The sequence below is a fragment of the Pseudomonas sp. SWRI50 genome, from assembly GCF_014269095.1.
GTDB lineage: Bacteria > Pseudomonadota > Gammaproteobacteria > Pseudomonadales > Pseudomonadaceae > Aquipseudomonas > Aquipseudomonas kermanshahensis.
In genome coordinates this window covers 51,024-66,290 of sequence record NZ_JABWRW010000019.1, presented here as the reverse complement: position 1 = coordinate 66,290, position 15,267 = coordinate 51,024, and the positions used below count along the sequence as shown (strand labels likewise).

At 63.3% G+C, this 15,267-nt stretch carries 10 protein-coding genes; 4 read left to right on the top strand and 6 right to left on the bottom strand.

Annotated features, from left to right (window positions below; translation table 11 throughout):
- Nucleotide 1 precedes the first annotated feature (1 nt).
- Together HU750_RS19310 and HU750_RS19305 are read left to right on the top strand one after the other, a co-directional pair.
- Nucleotides 2-1,111, top strand: coding sequence for a methionine ABC transporter ATP-binding protein (locus tag HU750_RS19310; RefSeq protein ID WP_085273880.1), 1,110 nt, complete (start codon nt 2-4; stop codon nt 1,109-1,111).
- Nucleotides 1,101-1,745 (top strand): methionine ABC transporter permease, encoded by a 645-nt coding sequence (locus HU750_RS19305; RefSeq protein ID WP_008096606.1) that lies wholly within the window; start codon nt 1,101-1,103, stop codon nt 1,743-1,745. Before HU750_RS19310 ends, HU750_RS19305 begins: the two co-directional genes overlap by 11 nt.
- Before the next feature lie 134 nt (nt 1,746-1,879).
- Here HU750_RS19305 and dibA read toward each other — a convergent pair whose 3' ends face one another.
- Nucleotides 1,880-3,775: a phosphodiesterase DibA gene (gene dibA, locus HU750_RS19300; protein ID WP_186681841.1), complete on the bottom strand. Its 1,896-nt coding sequence runs from the start codon at nt 3,773-3,775 to the stop codon at nt 1,880-1,882.
- A gap of 147 nt (nt 3,776-3,922) precedes the next feature.
- Between dibA and desA the strand changes: the two genes are divergently transcribed.
- The gene (desA, locus tag HU750_RS19295) at nt 3,923-5,107 is read left to right on the top strand and encodes a delta-9 fatty acid desaturase DesA (RefSeq protein WP_085273883.1); all 1,185 of its coding nucleotides are present in this window, start codon (nt 3,923-3,925) and stop codon (nt 5,105-5,107) included.
- A gap of 141 nt (nt 5,108-5,248) precedes the next feature.
- Entirely contained in the window at nt 5,249-6,238 is a 990-nt protein-coding gene (locus tag HU750_RS19290) for a GGDEF domain-containing protein (protein WP_186681839.1), read from the top strand.
- A 157-nt stretch (nt 6,239-6,395) separates the two neighbouring features.
- Here HU750_RS19290 and HU750_RS19285 read toward each other — a convergent pair whose 3' ends face one another.
- The 5 genes from HU750_RS19285 to HU750_RS19265 form a co-directional block, all read right to left on the bottom strand.
- Complete coding sequence (locus HU750_RS19285; RefSeq protein ID WP_186681837.1) at nt 6,396-7,622, bottom strand: response regulator; 1,227 nt, start codon at nt 7,620-7,622, stop codon at nt 6,396-6,398.
- A gap of 136 nt (nt 7,623-7,758) precedes the next feature.
- Entirely contained in the window at nt 7,759-9,036 is a 1,278-nt protein-coding gene (gene gabT, locus HU750_RS19280) for a 4-aminobutyrate--2-oxoglutarate transaminase (protein WP_027595155.1), read from the bottom strand.
- Between the two features lie 182 nt (nt 9,037-9,218).
- A complete protein-coding gene (gene gabD, locus HU750_RS19275; protein WP_027595154.1) occupies nt 9,219-10,661 on the bottom strand; it encodes an NADP-dependent succinate-semialdehyde dehydrogenase in 1,443 nt (480 codons plus the stop codon).
- A gap of 546 nt (nt 10,662-11,207) precedes the next feature.
- Nucleotides 11,208-12,884, bottom strand: a complete 1,677-nt coding sequence (locus HU750_RS19270) for an aryl-sulfate sulfotransferase (protein WP_186681834.1) — start codon at nt 12,882-12,884, stop codon at nt 11,208-11,210.
- Between the two features lie 17 nt (nt 12,885-12,901).
- Nucleotides 12,902-15,238 carry a TonB-dependent receptor gene (locus tag HU750_RS19265; RefSeq protein ID WP_099428053.1) on the bottom strand — a complete coding sequence of 779 codons (2,337 nt, stop codon included), beginning with the start codon at nt 15,236-15,238 and terminating at the stop codon, nt 12,902-12,904.
- Nucleotides 15,239-15,267 lie beyond the last annotated feature (29 nt).

Genomic DNA, 15,267 nt, shown 5'->3' with positions numbered 1-15,267 from the left:
CATGAGCCAGGCCAGCGCGCTCAGGGCGCCGACACCCCAACCATTGCCGCCAACGGCCAAGGAACAGGCCCTGCGCCCAGAGGTCAACGAAGCCCACGTGCGCTTCATCGGCCTCGGCAAGACCTACCCTGGCCAGGCTCAGCCTGCCTTGCAAGGCATCGACCTGAACATCCGCCATGGCGAGATCTTCGGCATCATCGGCCGCAGCGGCGCCGGCAAGTCGTCGCTGCTGCGTACCATCAACCGCCTGGAACAACCCAGCCAGGGCCGCGTGCTGATCGACCAGGTGGACATCGCGCCCTTCGACGAGGACCGCTTGGTTGCGCTGCGCCGGCGCATCGGCATGATCTTCCAGCACTTCAACCTGATGTCGGCCAAGACCGTGTGGCAGAACGTCGAGCTGCCACTGAAAGTGGCCGGCGTGCCCAAGGCCGAGCGCCAGCGCAAGGTGCGCGCACTGCTGGAGCTGGTCGGCCTGCAGGAAAAGCACCACGTCTACCCCGCGCAGTTGTCGGGCGGGCAAAAGCAACGCGTCGGCATCGCCCGGGCGCTGGTGCACGACCCCGAGATTCTCTTGTGCGACGAGGCCACCTCGGCACTCGACCCTGAAACCACGGCCTCGATCCTTGAACTGCTACGTGACATCAACCAGCGCCTGGGCCTGACCATCGTGCTGATCACCCATGAAATGGCGGTAATCCGCGATATCTGCCACCGCGTGGTGGTGCTGGAGCGCGGCGAAGTGGTCGAGCAAGGGGAAGTCTGGCGGGTATTCGGCACACCGCGCCATGAAGTCACGCGGACCTTGCTCGCACCCTTGCAGGCCAAGCTGCCCGCGACTTTGCAGGCCAGCCTCAAGGCCAGCCCGCAGAGCCGCGACAGCGCCGTGGTGCTCAAGCTGACCTTGCTCGGCGAGCCGGAGCTTTCTGCCCTGTTCACCGACCTCGGCGGCCGTGTGCGCCTGCTGCAAGGTGGCGTTGAAACCATCGGTGAGCATGCCCTTGGGCAGTTGATCCTGTCGGTGCAGCATTCGCCACACGACACCCACCAATTGTTGGAGCGTGCCCGCCGTTGGGCCGAAGACGTGGAGGTACTGGGCCATGTGGTTTGATCGCCTGCTTGAAGGCTTGCTCGACACCCTGCTGATGGTCGGCGTGTCGTCGCTGATCGCGCTGTTGGTCGGTGTACCGATGGCGGTGCTGCTGGTCACCAGCGACAAGGGCGGGATCTTCGAGGCACCGCTGCTGAACCGGGTGCTGGGCGCGTTCGTCAACCTGTTCCGCTCAATCCCGTTTCTGATCCTGATGGTCGCGCTGATCCCCTTCACCCGCCTGGTGGTAGGCACCACCTATGGTGTGTGGGCGGCCGTGGTGCCGCTGACCATCGCCGCCACCCCCTTCTTTGCCCGGATTGCCGAGGTGAGCTTGCGCGAAGTGGACCACGGCCTGGTGGAAGCGGCGCAAGCCATGGGCTGCCGTCGCTGGCACATCGTCTGGCATGTGCTGCTGCCCGAGGCGCTCCCCGGCATCGTCGGGGGGTTCACCATTACCCTGGTGACCTTGATCAACTCGTCAGCCATGGCCGGGGCGATTGGCGCCGGTGGGCTGGGCGACATTGCCTACCGGTATGGGTACCAGCGCTTCGACAGCCAGATCATGCTGACCGTAATCGCCATGCTGGTGGCGTTGGTGGCGTTGATTCAACTGGGTGGGGATCGGCTGGCGAAGGGGTTGAACAAGCGGTGAGTTGTTAGGGGCCCTTTTCCTGCCGGTGCGGCGCCCCGGCAAGGCTGCTTCAATAGGCGGCGCGGTTCTTGTAGGAGCGGCCTAGCGTCGCGAATGGGATGCGAAGCAGCCCCAGGATCTCACAGGCGCCCCCATCACGCCCAATCTAGGTCTTGAGCCGGCACCGGCCGGCCGAACCAGTAACCCTGGCCCAGCTGGCACTGCTCCTGCAGCAGGAAGCTGGCCTGCTCTTGCTGCTCGATGCCCTCGGCATGCACTTGCATGCCCATGCTGCGGGCCAGGGCAATGATCACCCGCACGATCGCGATGTCGTCATCGTCATGAGGCAGGCCCGCGACAAAGCCCTGATCGATCTTCAGCTTCTGCACCGGCAAACGCTTGAGCCGCAGCAACGACGAATACCCCGTGCCGAAGTCGTCGATCGCCAGCGTCACACCCAGTTCACGCAGGCGATGCAGCTGCTCCAGCGCCACTTCGGGGTCTTCCATCACCGCACTCTCGGTGACTTCCAGCTCCAACATCGCCGGGGCCAGGCCGGTTTCGTGCAGCACTTCGGCCACCTGCCGATACAACGCGTGCTGGCCAAACAGACGGCTTGAGATATTCACCGCGACGAACGCCAGCTGCCGGCCTTCGCGCTGCCACTGCACCATCTGCAGGCAAGCCTGACGCAGCACCCAAGTGTCGATTTCGGCAATCAACCCGGTGCGCTCGGCGATCGGTATGAACTCGCTCGGCGGCACCAGGCCGCGCTGGGGGTGCGCCCAGCGCACCAGGGCCTCGACCCCTACCCGCTCGGCCGTGGCCAGGTCATGCACCGGCTGGAAGTACACCCGCAGTTCATCCTGCTCCAAGGCACGGCGCAGCTCGCCCGCGGTTTCTACCCGGTGCTGGGCGTGCGCGGTCAGCTCTTCGGTGTACAGCGCATAACAGGCGCGCCCGCTGCTCTTGGCCTTGAACAGTGCCGCGTCGGCATTGCGCAGCAGCTGCTCGGTACCCAGCGCATCGCTGGGGAACAGGCTGATGCCGACGCTGACACTGATGAACAGGCGATGGCCATCAAACACGAACGGCTCGCGCATACGCTCGATGATGCGTTGCGCCAGCTTGCCCGCCTGGCCGACTTGCTGGCAGTTCTCGGCCAGTACACCGAACTCGTCCCCCCCCAGCCGCGCCAGGGTCACCCCATTGCCCACCACCTCGCCCAGGCGCTCGCCCACCAGCTTGAGCAACTGATCGCCGATGGTGTGGCCAAGGCCGTCGTTGATGCTCTGGAAATGGTCCAGGTCGAGCAGCAGCAAACCGCAACCGCGTTTGTTGGCTTGCGCCGTCACCAGCGCCTGCTCGACGCGGTCGGTGAACAGCAGGCGGTTGGGCAGGCCGGTCAGCGGGTCGTGATGGGCCAGGTAGGCCAATTCCTGCTCGGTATGCTTGATCGCACTGATGTCGCTGAAAACCGCCACGTAATGGCTCAGCTCGCCAGCGTCATCGCGTATGGCGCAGATCGTCTGCCATTGCGGGTAGATCTCGCCGCTTTTGCGGCGGTTCCAGATCTCGCCGCTCCATTCGCCCTTTTTGGCCAGGGTGGCAAAGATCTGCTGATAGAACGACGCGCCATGGCGGCCCGACTTGAATTTGTTCGGGCGCTGGCCAATGACCTCGTCCTGCTGGTAGCCGGTGATACGCATGAAGGCGCGGTTGACGTGCACGATCAGGCCTTGGCGGTCAGTCACCAGCACCCCTTCGAGGGTACTGTCGAACACCGCCGCCGCCATGCGCAGCCGCTCGCGGTCTTCGCAGCGCAGGCGCGCGCCAATGCCGATGAAATTGAGCAGCCGTGCCCGCGACACGAAAATCAGCACCGCGCTGAACAAGACCCAAATCACCACATTGATCTGCCGCCCCACCGTCAGTGCCAGCGGGTCGTCAGTCATACCATGCAGGAGCATCTCCGCCAGCACCAGCCAGAGGATCGACAGCACCACATAGAGCGCAGCCATGCGCAAGGCGTCGCGAACGGAAACAGACATGTCGGGTGGAATAGCCCATGAACGAAGAGCGCGCATTATAAAGGGTGAAACATGTCGTGACGTCCTATCTGAAAGGGTGACTGGTTTTATTTCCCTGCCAAGGGATAATCAGACCCTTCCCCTGTGTTCTCGAGGGTTTTAACACCTATGTGGTACAACGGCCTGCTCGACTTGTCGGCCTGGCAACTGGTCGGCATCACTTTGTTGATGACCCATGTGACCATCGTCAGCGTCACGGTTTACCTGCATCGCTACTCCGCGCACCGGGCTTTGGAGCTCAACGGCGCGCTCAAGCACTTCTTCCGTTTCTGGCTGTGGCTGACCACGGCGCAGAACACCCGCGAGTGGACCGCCGTCCACCGCAAGCACCACGCCAAGTGCGAAACCCCGGACGACCCGCACAGCCCGGTGCACAAGGGTTTGAGCACGGTCCTGCGCAAAGGCGCCGAGCTCTACCGCGAAGAGGCACGCAACCCCGAAACCCTGCGCATCTATGGCAAGAACTGCCCGGACGACTGGATCGAGCGCAACCTCTACTCGCGGTACAAGCTGGGCGGCATTGCCCTGCTGGCGGTGATCGACTTGCTGCTGTTCGGCACTATTGGCATCACCATCTGGGCGGTGCAGATGATGTGGATTCCGTTCTGGGCCGCTGGCGTGGTCAATGGCCTGGGCCATGCCGTCGGCTACCGCAATTTCGAATGCCGGGACGCCGCCACCAACCTGGTGCCGTGGGGCATCGTCATCGGTGGCGAAGAGCTGCACAACAACCACCACACCTACCCCAACTCGGCCAAGCTGTCGGTAAAACGCTGGGAATTCGACATGGGCTGGGCCTGGATACGCCTGTTCTGCTTCCTGCGCCTGGCCAAGGTGCAGCGTGTGGCGCCGATCGCCCACAGGGTCGAAGGCAAGGCCAACCTGGACATGGACACTGCCATGGCGATCCTTAACAACCGCTTCCAGATCATGGCCCAGTACCGCAAGCTGGTGATCGGCCCGCTGGTGCAGCAAGAGTTGGCCAAGGTCGACGCGTCGATGCGCCACCGTTTCCGCCGCGCCAAGCGCCTGCTGTCGCGGGAGACCAGCCTGTTGGAAGACCGCCACCACGTGCGCATCGAGACGCTGCTCGCGCATAGCCAGGCCCTCAAGGTCATTTACGAAAAACGCCTGGCCCTGCAGCAAATCTGGGCACGCACCAGCGCCAATGGCCACGACATGCTCGCGGCCATGAAGGACTGGGTGCACGAGGCCGAAGCCAGCGGCATCCATGCCCTGCACGACTTCGCCGCACAACTGAAAACCTACTCCCTGCGCCCAACCGGCGCCTGACCGCCGTTGATCGGCACGCCCTGCTGGCAGGGCGTGCCGCCTGGAACTTCCCCCCCTGCCCACCACTCCAACTCGGCACATCGCCCGCGTGGCGGGCCTGATGCTGCCCGCACGCTCACTTGTCGAGACTCGCTCGTGCACATGGCCAAGAACATTCCTACTTCCCTGCCCGGCCCCCCACCTCCAGAAGCCGCCAAGACCTTGCTGGCCCTGCTGCACGCCCAAGGCGAAGTCGCCCGCCTGAGTGAACGCGAACAACTCTTCAGTTCGTTGCTGGACAGCGTCAATGCCGTGCTCTGGGCCTTTGACTGGGAAGCCCGCCAGGTGCTCTACGTCAGCCCGGCGTACGAACGTATCTTTGGCCGCCCGATCAGCCTGGTGCTGGCCGACTACAACGAGTGGCGCGACAGCATCTACCCCGACGACCTGGAGTACGCCGAGCGCAGCCTGGCCCAAGTGCTGCTCAAAGGCGCGGTGGAAGACCGCGAGTACCGCATCCTCAATGCCGAAGGCCAGGTACGCTGGCTGAGTGACAAGTGCTACATCAACCAGCACCGCGAGGGCGAACAGCGGGTCATCGTTGTCGGTATCGCCGAAGACATCACCGAAAAGAAGCAACTCGAAGGCGAACTGCATCGCCTGGCCACCACCGACGTGCTGACCCAGAGCAGCAACCGCCGGCACTTCTTCGAATGTGCCCAGCAGGCCTTCGACAGCGCCCGCGAGGACGGCACGCCACTGGCCTTCCTGCTGCTGGACATCGACGATTTCAAACAGATCAATGACAGCTACGGGCACCAGGAAGGCGACCAGGTGCTGCAGCGCATCGCCGACAGCGGCAAAGCCGTGCTACGCCGAGGGGACCAGTTTGGACGTATTGGTGGCGAGGAGTTTGCGGCTGTGTTCCCAGGCTGTAATGCACAAGTGGCCGAGCAGATCGCCGAGCGTTTGCAGCGAGAGATCCAACGGCTGAGCTTCAGCCACGACGAGCACATCTACGGGGTGACCGTGAGCCAGGGGCTGACGGCGTTGACGGATGAGGATGAGTCGCTGGACAGCCTGTTCGCCCGCGCCGATGCGGCGATGTATCGGGCCAAGCGGCAGGGGAAGAATCAGATTGTGCGGGGCTGAACTCAACACAGGCCATGCACGATTTGTAGGAGCGGCCTTGCGTCGCGAAAGGGGCGCGTAGCGGCCCCAGGCTTTCAGCTTCGCCGCCGATATTGCCGGGGCTGCGTCGCAGCCCTTTCGCGACGCAAGGCCGCTCCTACAAGAATCGCACGTGATGTCAGATGGAGGCTTCGTCCTGCGGCTTCTCCACTTTGCGCAACCGGCCCAGCTCCGCCAAGCCGAGCTTGAGCAGCCGCGCAGTCTTGTTACTGGCAACCTGCTCCAACCCATGCTCAGCCGGCAGCCGTGACAATTGCCCGGCCAGGTTCATCGCGAGGATCTCCCGCGAATACACGCCACCGCCCAGTTGGTAGATGGCCGCAATCAGTTCACGCAGTGCCAGTGGCAAGCGCCAGCGCGTGCGCAGTGCCGAACCGAATGCCGCGCCGTATTCATCGAGCGACTTGCGGACCGTGCCCTCGTCCAACTCACCACCGGCCAGGCGCCACTCTTGCAGGCAGCGCAGCACTGCCAGGTCGCCCAGGCAATGCAACAGCCCGGCGCAGTAACAACGCCCTTCATCCAGCTCCAACATACGCGCCAGGCTGCGGCCGTATTCAGCGCAGTGCAGCGAGAGGTTCCAGAAGTGCGCCGCGTGCTGCGCCAGCAAGGGGTCGCTCAGCCGTGCGCTGCGTTTGAGGGTCATGCCCAGGATGAGGTTCATGCTCTGGGTGCTGCCAAGCTTGTTCAACGCCTGCAGCAACGTTTGCACGGGCGCGTCGCGGTGCAGGGCGGCGCTGTTGGCGGCGGCGATGAGCACTGCGGTAACCTGCGGGTCGTTGCGCACTTCCTCTTCAAGCACCTTGAGGTTCAGGCCCTGAGGGTTCAGCGCGCGCTTGATCGCCACCTGCACATCGGCCAGCAGCGGCCCGCCATCGGCCGTTGCGCGGCGCTGCTCGAGGTAACCGGCCAGGCTGGCACCCGGCTGCAAAGGCGGCACCGGGCAGGCGATTTCTTCGCCAACGGCCAGCAGGAGTTCTTCCAGGCGCTTGCGCAGGTTGTCCAGGTTCAGTGGCTTACTCAGGTAAGCGGTGGGGTGCAGGGGCAACGCTTCGCGCACGCTGGCACTGTCGCTGCGGTTGCTCATAAGAATGAACGGCAACCCCGGGCCCTTAGCGCGAACCTTGCGCAGCAGGTCGAGGCCATCGACGCCGGCCAGCTCACGCGCAGCGATGATCAGGTCGGGCTTGCTCGACAGCGCGCTCAGCGCCTGCGAGCCGTCGGCGCAGACCTGCAGACGGGCGTCGCAACGCACGCTGAGCAGCATCTCCTTGAGCATGTCACGCACCCACGGGTCGCCCTCGACAATCAGTACGCAAGGTGGGGTGGGGTCTACAGCGCTCATGGCCAACTCCTGAATATCCCTGACACGCAATCCGTCGCAGCTTCCAAGGCAAGTCCTGCGTCAACGATAGCGTCCATCACGTTTTCTGGGCACAAAAAAAACCCGCCGAGGCGGGTTTTTTCTGAAGCGTGTCACATTAGGCGAGTTCGGCGAAGCACTCTTCGATGATCGCCAGGCCTTTGTCCAGCAGTGCGTCTTCGGCGGTCAGCGGGACCAGAATACGCAGGACGTTGCCGTAGGTGCCGCAGGACAGCAGGATCAGACCCTTGTCACGTGCCTTGGCAACCACTTGGCCAACGGCAGCAGCATTCGGGGTGTGAGTGCCTTTCTCGAAGACTTCGACGGCAATCATCGAGCCCAGACCACGGATGTCACCGATGATTGGGTTCTTTTCCTGGATCTTGCGCAGGCCAGTCACCAGGTGCTCACCAACAGCCTTGCTGCGGTCCAGCAGTTTTTCTTCTTCGAACACTTCGATCACGGCCAGGGCCGCGGCGCAAGCGATCGGCGAACCGGCGTAGGTGCCACCCAGGCCGCCTGGTGCGATGGCATCCATGTACTCGGCCTTGCCGCACACACCGGCCAGCGGGAAGCCGCCAGCGATGGATTTGGCGAAGGTGGTCAGGTCAGGCGCAACGCCCATCTGTTCCATGGCGAAGAAGGTGCCAGTACGGCCAGCGCCAGTCTGTACTTCGTCGGCGATCAGCAGGATGCCGTGCTGGTCGCACAGGGCGCGCAGGCGCTGCATCAGCTCTTTCGGCGCTGGCAGGAAGCCGCCTTCGCCTTGTACGGGCTCGAGGATGATCGCGGCGATGTCCTTAGGCTCGGCATCGTTCTTGAAGATGCGCTCGACCGAGGCGATGGCGTCGTCGACGCTCACACCGTGCAGTTCGTTCGGGAACAGTGCGCGGAAGATGCCGCCTGGCATCAGGCCCATGCCAGCGGAGTACGGCACGACCTTGCCGGTCAGGCCCAGGGTCATCATGGTACGGCCGTGGTAGGCGCCGGTGAAGGCGATCACGCCAGCGCGGCCAGTGGCGGCACGGGCAATCTTGACGGCGTTTTCAACGGCTTCGGAGCCGGTGGTGACCAGCAGGGTCTTCTTGTCGAAGTCGCCTGGGACCAGCTTGTTGATCTTTTCGCACAGCTCTACGTAGGGTTCGTAGGCCAGCACCTGGAAGCAGGTGTGGCTGACTTTGGTCAGCTGCTCTTGAACGGCTGCGACCACTTTCGGGTGCAGGTGGCCGGTGTTCAGTACTGCGATGCCGCCCGCGAAGTCGATCAGTTCGCGGCCTTCAACGTCGATCACCGTCGAGTTCTTCGCGGTGTCTACGAAGATCGGGTGGATTTGGCCGACGCCACGTGGGACGGCGGCTACACGGCGTTGCATCAAGGATTCGTTGGTCTTGCTCATAATGCCCTCATTGCGCCGATCAGAATGGCGCTTTTATTCGGGGGTGGCTGGGAGTGCTCGCGCACAGTATTCGTTGATCGACTGCCGTGAACGCCCTGGCCACCAGGTACTGCATGTAAAAAAGGCCAGCGAGACGTCGCTCTCGCGCCCCGCTGGCAGAGGTAAAGCCTTTTAACCGGTGATCAGACGCTGATGCACAGGTATTTGATTTCGAGGTAGTCCTCGATACCGTATTTGGAACCTTCGCGGCCCAGGCCCGAAGCCTTGATACCGCCAAACGGTGCGACTTCGTTGGAAATCAGGCCGGTGTTGATGCCAACCATGCCGTATTCCAGCGCTTCGGCAACACGGAACACACGGCTCATGTCACGGGCATAGAAGTACGAAGCCAGGCCGAACTCGGTGTCGTTGGACATGGCGATGACTTCGGCTTCGTCCTGGAAGCGGAACAGCGGCGCCAGTGGGCCGAAGGTCTCTTCCTTGGCGACAGCAGCGGTCTTCGGCACGTTGACCAGAATGGTCGGCTCGAAGAAGTTGCCTTCGATCAGCTTGCCACCGGCCAGCACCTTAGCGCCTTTGGCGACCGCGTCTTCGATGTGTTCCTGAACCTTGGCGACAGCTTTGCCGTCGATCAGCGGGCCAGTGGTGGTGCCGTCTTCCAGACCGTTACCGATCTTCAGCTTGGCCACTGCAGCAGCCAGCTTCTCGGCGAACGCGTCGTAGACGCCGTCCTGCACGTAGATACGGTTGGCGCAGACGCAGGTCTGGCCGTTGTTGCGGTACTTGGAGATGATCGCGCCTTCGACTGCCTTGTCCAGGTCAGCGTCGTCGAACACGATGAACGGCGCGTTGCCGCCCAGCTCCAGGGAAACCTTCTTGATGTCCTTGGCGCATTCTTGCATCAGCTGGCGACCGATTTCGGTCGAGCCGGTGAAGGACAGTTTGCGAACCAGGGAGTTGCCAGTCAGCTCGCCGCCGACTTCGCCAGCGCTGCCGGTGACGACGCTCAGCACACCAGCCGGGATGCCGGCACGGTGAGCCAGCTCGACCAGGGCCAGAGCGGAGTACGGGGTCTGCGAAGCAGGCTTGAGCACCATGGTGCAGCCAGCGGCCAGGGCCGGGCCGGCTTTACGGGTGATCATGGCCGCCGGGAAGTTCCACGGGGTGATGGCCGCGGTAACGCCGATTGGCTGCTTGATGACGATCAGGCGCTTGTCAGGCTGGTGGCCTGGGATGGTGTCACCGTAGACGCGCTTGGCTTCTTCGGCGAACCACTCGATGAACGAGGCGGCGTAGGCGATTTCGCCTTTGGCTTCGGCCAGTGGCTTGCCTTGCTCGGTGGTCATCAGGCGAGCCAGGTCGTCCTGGTTCTCGATCATCAGTTCGAACCAGCGACGCAGCTTGGCCGAACGCTCTTTGGCGGTCAGGGCGCGCCAGGCCGGCAGGGCCTTGTCGGCGGCTTCGATGGCGCGGCGGGTTTCCGCGGTGCCCATCTTCGGCACGGTACCGATGACTTCGCCGGTGGCCGGGTTGGTCACCTTGATGGTCTGGCCATTGTCCGCATCCAGCCACTCACCATTGATATAGGCTTGCTGGCGGAACAACTGAGCGTCTTTGAGCTGCATGTCGGCTTCCCGAATTGTTGATTGTTGAAAAGCGCCCAAAGCAGGGCATCGAGCGTTTGAAATCTCAAACGAATGCTAAGCGGCTGCTGGGGTGTAGGACAATAGGCTGTTCGAAAAAAAGAACGAATGGTTGAACAGCCTATCCGAAATCGCCCGCAAAAGGGCCGGTACAGGGTAGACGATCGGGCTGAAAGAAATGTGAAAGGGGGAGTGTTTGGCGTGAGATTTTCAGCGCCTATGAGATCGAGCGCCGCCCGCGCGGCGCTTCGCGGGGCAAGCCCGCTCCCACATCTGTTTCGGGCCAGTTATCCCGAAGGATTGGCGCGCGGCCCCTTGGCGCCCGTCTCAATATCGCGTCGTACAAACAAGGTGGTCGCGCGCAAATGCCACAGGTCTCACTGGCCCGAAACAGATGTGGGAGCGGCGGTGCGGCGGTCCGACTTGCCCCGCGAAGCGCCGCGCGGGCGGCGCTCGATTTGCGCCCCACCTCAAAATCCAAGGCTGGCGCATGAAAGCCACACCCCTTGATCAAGAAACGATCAAACCTCAGAACGCCTTGCCCAGGTCTATCACCAGCGCCCGATACCCGACACTGCCCGGCTGCCTGCTGTGCACCTTCAGTTCCACCAGCACCTCCTGCGTCCCGCGGCGCACCTCATTGAGCACGGTGGTAGTCAGCTTCTCTGGGGTGAGGAAATTCACCGAGGCCGAATAGATGAACTGGGTATCGGTCTCGGGCCGGTAGGCCACCACCGAGGTCACCGGGCTGTACCATTCGTCACCGCGCGCTTTGCCGTACTCCCACACCTGCTCGACCGTGCCCTTGGCCTCGTCGATCTTGTACTCCACCGCGCGGCTGTAGTTACCGGCCAGCTTGGTTGGGGCAAAATCGCGCCCCCAGCCGTTGTCGAACACGGTCAGCGTGCCTTTGCCCGTGAGCCAGGCGGTGTGCTGGGTCCAGGACCAATCGAAGCCTTCGCTCTGCACCGGCGTCAGCACCTTATCCTGCAAGCGCTGCGGCCACCCCTGCGGCGAGGCGAGAATCCACTTCACGGCTTTGTCACGGCCGATCTTCACCACGCCTTGATGGCGTGCTGAAACGATGATGCTGTCGTCATCTGCGTCGTAGTCGATGGCATTGACGTGCGCCCAGTTGCGCCCGGTGCCAACGCCTGGGGTGTCACCGAACGGCAGGTCGCCTTCGGCCAGTTCGTTGGCCAGCCGGTCTTCGTGCTTTTGCACGCCGTCGGGCAACTGGATCGCCGCCTTGCCAAGGGTTTCCAGCAGGTCGCCGCGGTACGGGTCGAGGATCTGGTTCAGGTCCCAGAAGTCCAACACATCACCCGCTTCGCTCACCTCGATGATGTGGTCACGGATCGAGCGCACGCGCTTGCCGTCTGGCCGGCGATAGTCGCTGGTACCGACCCGCAACAGGTAGGTGCCGTTGGCGGTCTCGCGGATTTCGTGGGAGAAGTCGGCAAACTTGTCCGGCAGGCCGCGTTGCCAGATGCGCCGGCCAAGCAGGTCGTATTTGGAGTAAGTCTGGCCCTGGCCCCAGATCAGCTTGCCGTCACGGGTCTGCTGGAAGCCCATGGTGCCGCCCAGGCCGTCCCGGCGGTTGGAATCGTGAATCTGCTCGATATCCAGGTACCAGCGCACGTCGCCATTACTGTCGGCGATCCAGTTGTTGCCCACTTGGTCCCACTCGGCTGCACCGCCCAGGGCATTCCACTTGAAGGCGCGGCCGCCCGGGATATCCCCCTGCAGGTGGTTGAACAGGTAAAGGCGGTTTTCGAAGCCGGGCGCTACCTTGATGGGTTCGACCTCTGGCAACGCCGCAGTCTGCTTCGCCACCACCGGCAGGCGCACTGCCGGCGCATAGACCTGATAACGCTCGCGGATGCGCTCGCCATCGAGTTTGTAGGTCACTTCAACCTGGTTGACGTAGTCGGGGTACAACCCGAACACCGGGATGCCGCCATAGGTCCACAGCGAGCGGTCCGACACCTCGTAGGCGATGTCTACGCCCCGCTCGCCGCGGCCCAGCACGCGCACATGGGCCGCACTCAGCGTACGCCCGCCATCGCGGATGATGGCCGTCAGCGGTGCCAGGCGGTAAGGGTTGACCACCACGTCACCCAACAGCGCCTCATCAGGCCCGGGGACCTTGGCTGTGAGGCAGGCGCCTTCAGGCAATGCAGGGGTTTCGGTTTTAGCATTCATGGCAAAGCTCCTTGTGCTCAGAAGTCGTAACGGGCGGTAGCGCCGAAGGTGCGAGGGGTGCCGAGTACCCCGGCATAGCCACCGTTGGCGGAGTTCCACAGGCTGGTGAAGTAGGTCTTGTCGCCGGCATTTTTCACCCACAGCGACAGGTCGAGCACGCCGTCGCCCTGGTCCAGGCGTACGCCGGTGGAGAGGTTGACCAGCGCATAGCTGGGGATCTGGCCGAAATCAGAGTCGTCGATGGTGCCCACCGCCTTGGAACGGAAGGCGTAGCTGGCGGTGACGTAGGGCTCGACGCGCTCGGCCAGCTGCCACTTGTACTGGGCGTTGAGGTTGGCGATGTACTTGGAGGCGCCGACCACCTGATGGCCCGACAGGTCGCAGGTGGCGGTGGCATTGGCCAGGCTGACTTCGGGCGGGCATGGCGCATCGTCGTACTCGGTGTAGCGCACGTCGTTCCACGAGCCGTTGAAGTTGACCGTGAGGCCGCGCACCGGCAATGCCGTGGCCTCGAACTCCAGGCCACGCGAACGCACACGCCCCGCGTTGGCCAGGTACTGCACGCGGTTGGCCTCGTCATACACGTTGGCCTGGTAGCCATGCACTTCGGCCCAGAACAGGTTGGCGTTGAGCTGCAGGCGATCATCCAGCAGCGTGCTCTTGACCCCGATTTCGGCGTTGTTGACCCGCTCGGTGCCGACCAGCAGCGAGTCAGTGCCCAAGCGCGGCGCGGCGCCGACGGTAAGGTTGATACCCCCGGATTTCTCGCCATGGGTCAGGGTGGCGTAACCCAGTACCTGGTCGTTGAAGCGGTAACTCAGGCCCAGCAGGCCAGAGGGGCTGAAGCTGTACTGGTTGAGATCCCCCGAGTCGTAGGCCCCCACCCGGCCCTGGCGCGCCGCCGCTGCGGCGCCGGTGACCGCCGCGCCACCCGTGGGCGCATCACGGGTCACCCAGGCGCTTTTCTCCTCGTAAGTGCCGCGCACACCGGCGGTGAAGTCCAGGCGGTCGGTAAGGTGCCAGGTGCCCTGGGCGAACAGCGCATAGCTGTCGGTGTCGATGTGGCCATCACCGAGGGTGTTGACGTTGTTCAGGGCGCCCGCCGGGGTGATGTTCCAGATGTCTGCCTGAGGGCCGTAATAGGTGAAGGACTTATTGTCCAGGTCCTGCTTGAAGTAGTACGCGCCCAGCACATAGTCGAAGGCGCCACCGGTCGGCGAAGCCAGGCGAATCTCCTGCGAATACTGCTTGTCGCGCACCGACACACCAGCGCTGTAGAACACCGGCACGTTGAGGCCATCGTCGTTGCGCGGGGTAAAGTCCCACCAACGGTAGGCGGTGATCGAGGTGAGGGTGAAGTCGTTGGGCAAGGTCCAGTTGGCCTCGACCGAAGTGCCACCCTGGAACACCGTCACCTGCTGATCGGCATCGAAATTGACCTTGCGGTCCTTGCCCGACACCAGCGTCGCGCCGGCCTGGGCAGCCAGGCTCTCGTAGCGGTTGACGCCGTTGATGGTCGGGCCGGTGCTATACAGGCTGAGGATGCCGTTGTTGGAATCTTCTTCGTTGTACTCGCCGATCCAGCGCAGGTTGAAGGTTTCGCTGGGCTTGAACAGCAATTGGGTGCGAAAACCCTGGCGCTTACCGCCGTTGAGGTCGTCACCGTTGTGGATGTTCTTCACGTAGCCATCGTCTTCGGTGCGGTAGGCACTGATGCGCCCGGCCAGGGTGTCGCTGATCGGCCCGGAGAAGCTGCCCTGGGTCTGCAGGTAGCCATCTTCGCCAATCGACTGCTGAACGCTGCCCTCGCGGTGGAAGGTCGGCTTGCGCGTGGTGATGTTGAGCACACCGGCGGTGGTGTTCTTGCCGAACAACGTGCCTTGAGGGCCGCGCAGCACCTCCAGTTGCTCGACATCCAGCAGGTCGAACACGGCCATGCCGGGGCGACCGAGGTAGACGTTGTCCAAGTAGATGCCGACGCTGCCTTCCAGGCCATCACTGGCCGGGTTGTTGCCCAGGCCACGGATCGAGATGCTCGATTGACGGGCATGCACATAGGCGACGTTGGTGCTGGGCACCAACTGTTGCAAATCCTGCACGCGGTAGATGCGCTGGGTTTCCAGGGTTTCGCTGTTCAGCACGCTGATCGGCGTGGGCACGCTCTGTGCGGTTTCTTCGCGACGGCGGGCGTTGACGGTAACGGTGCCAAGCTTGGCCTCCTGCTCCACGGCAGGTGCGGTGCTGACAGGCGCTTCGGCAAAGCTGCCAGTGGATGCCGCCAGCAACACGCCAGCGGCCAAGGGTTGCAGGGTGAACCGCGATGCGCGCGCGGGCCAACGGGAAACTCGGGACATGCTGATGCTCCTTGAGGCATGGGCCCTGA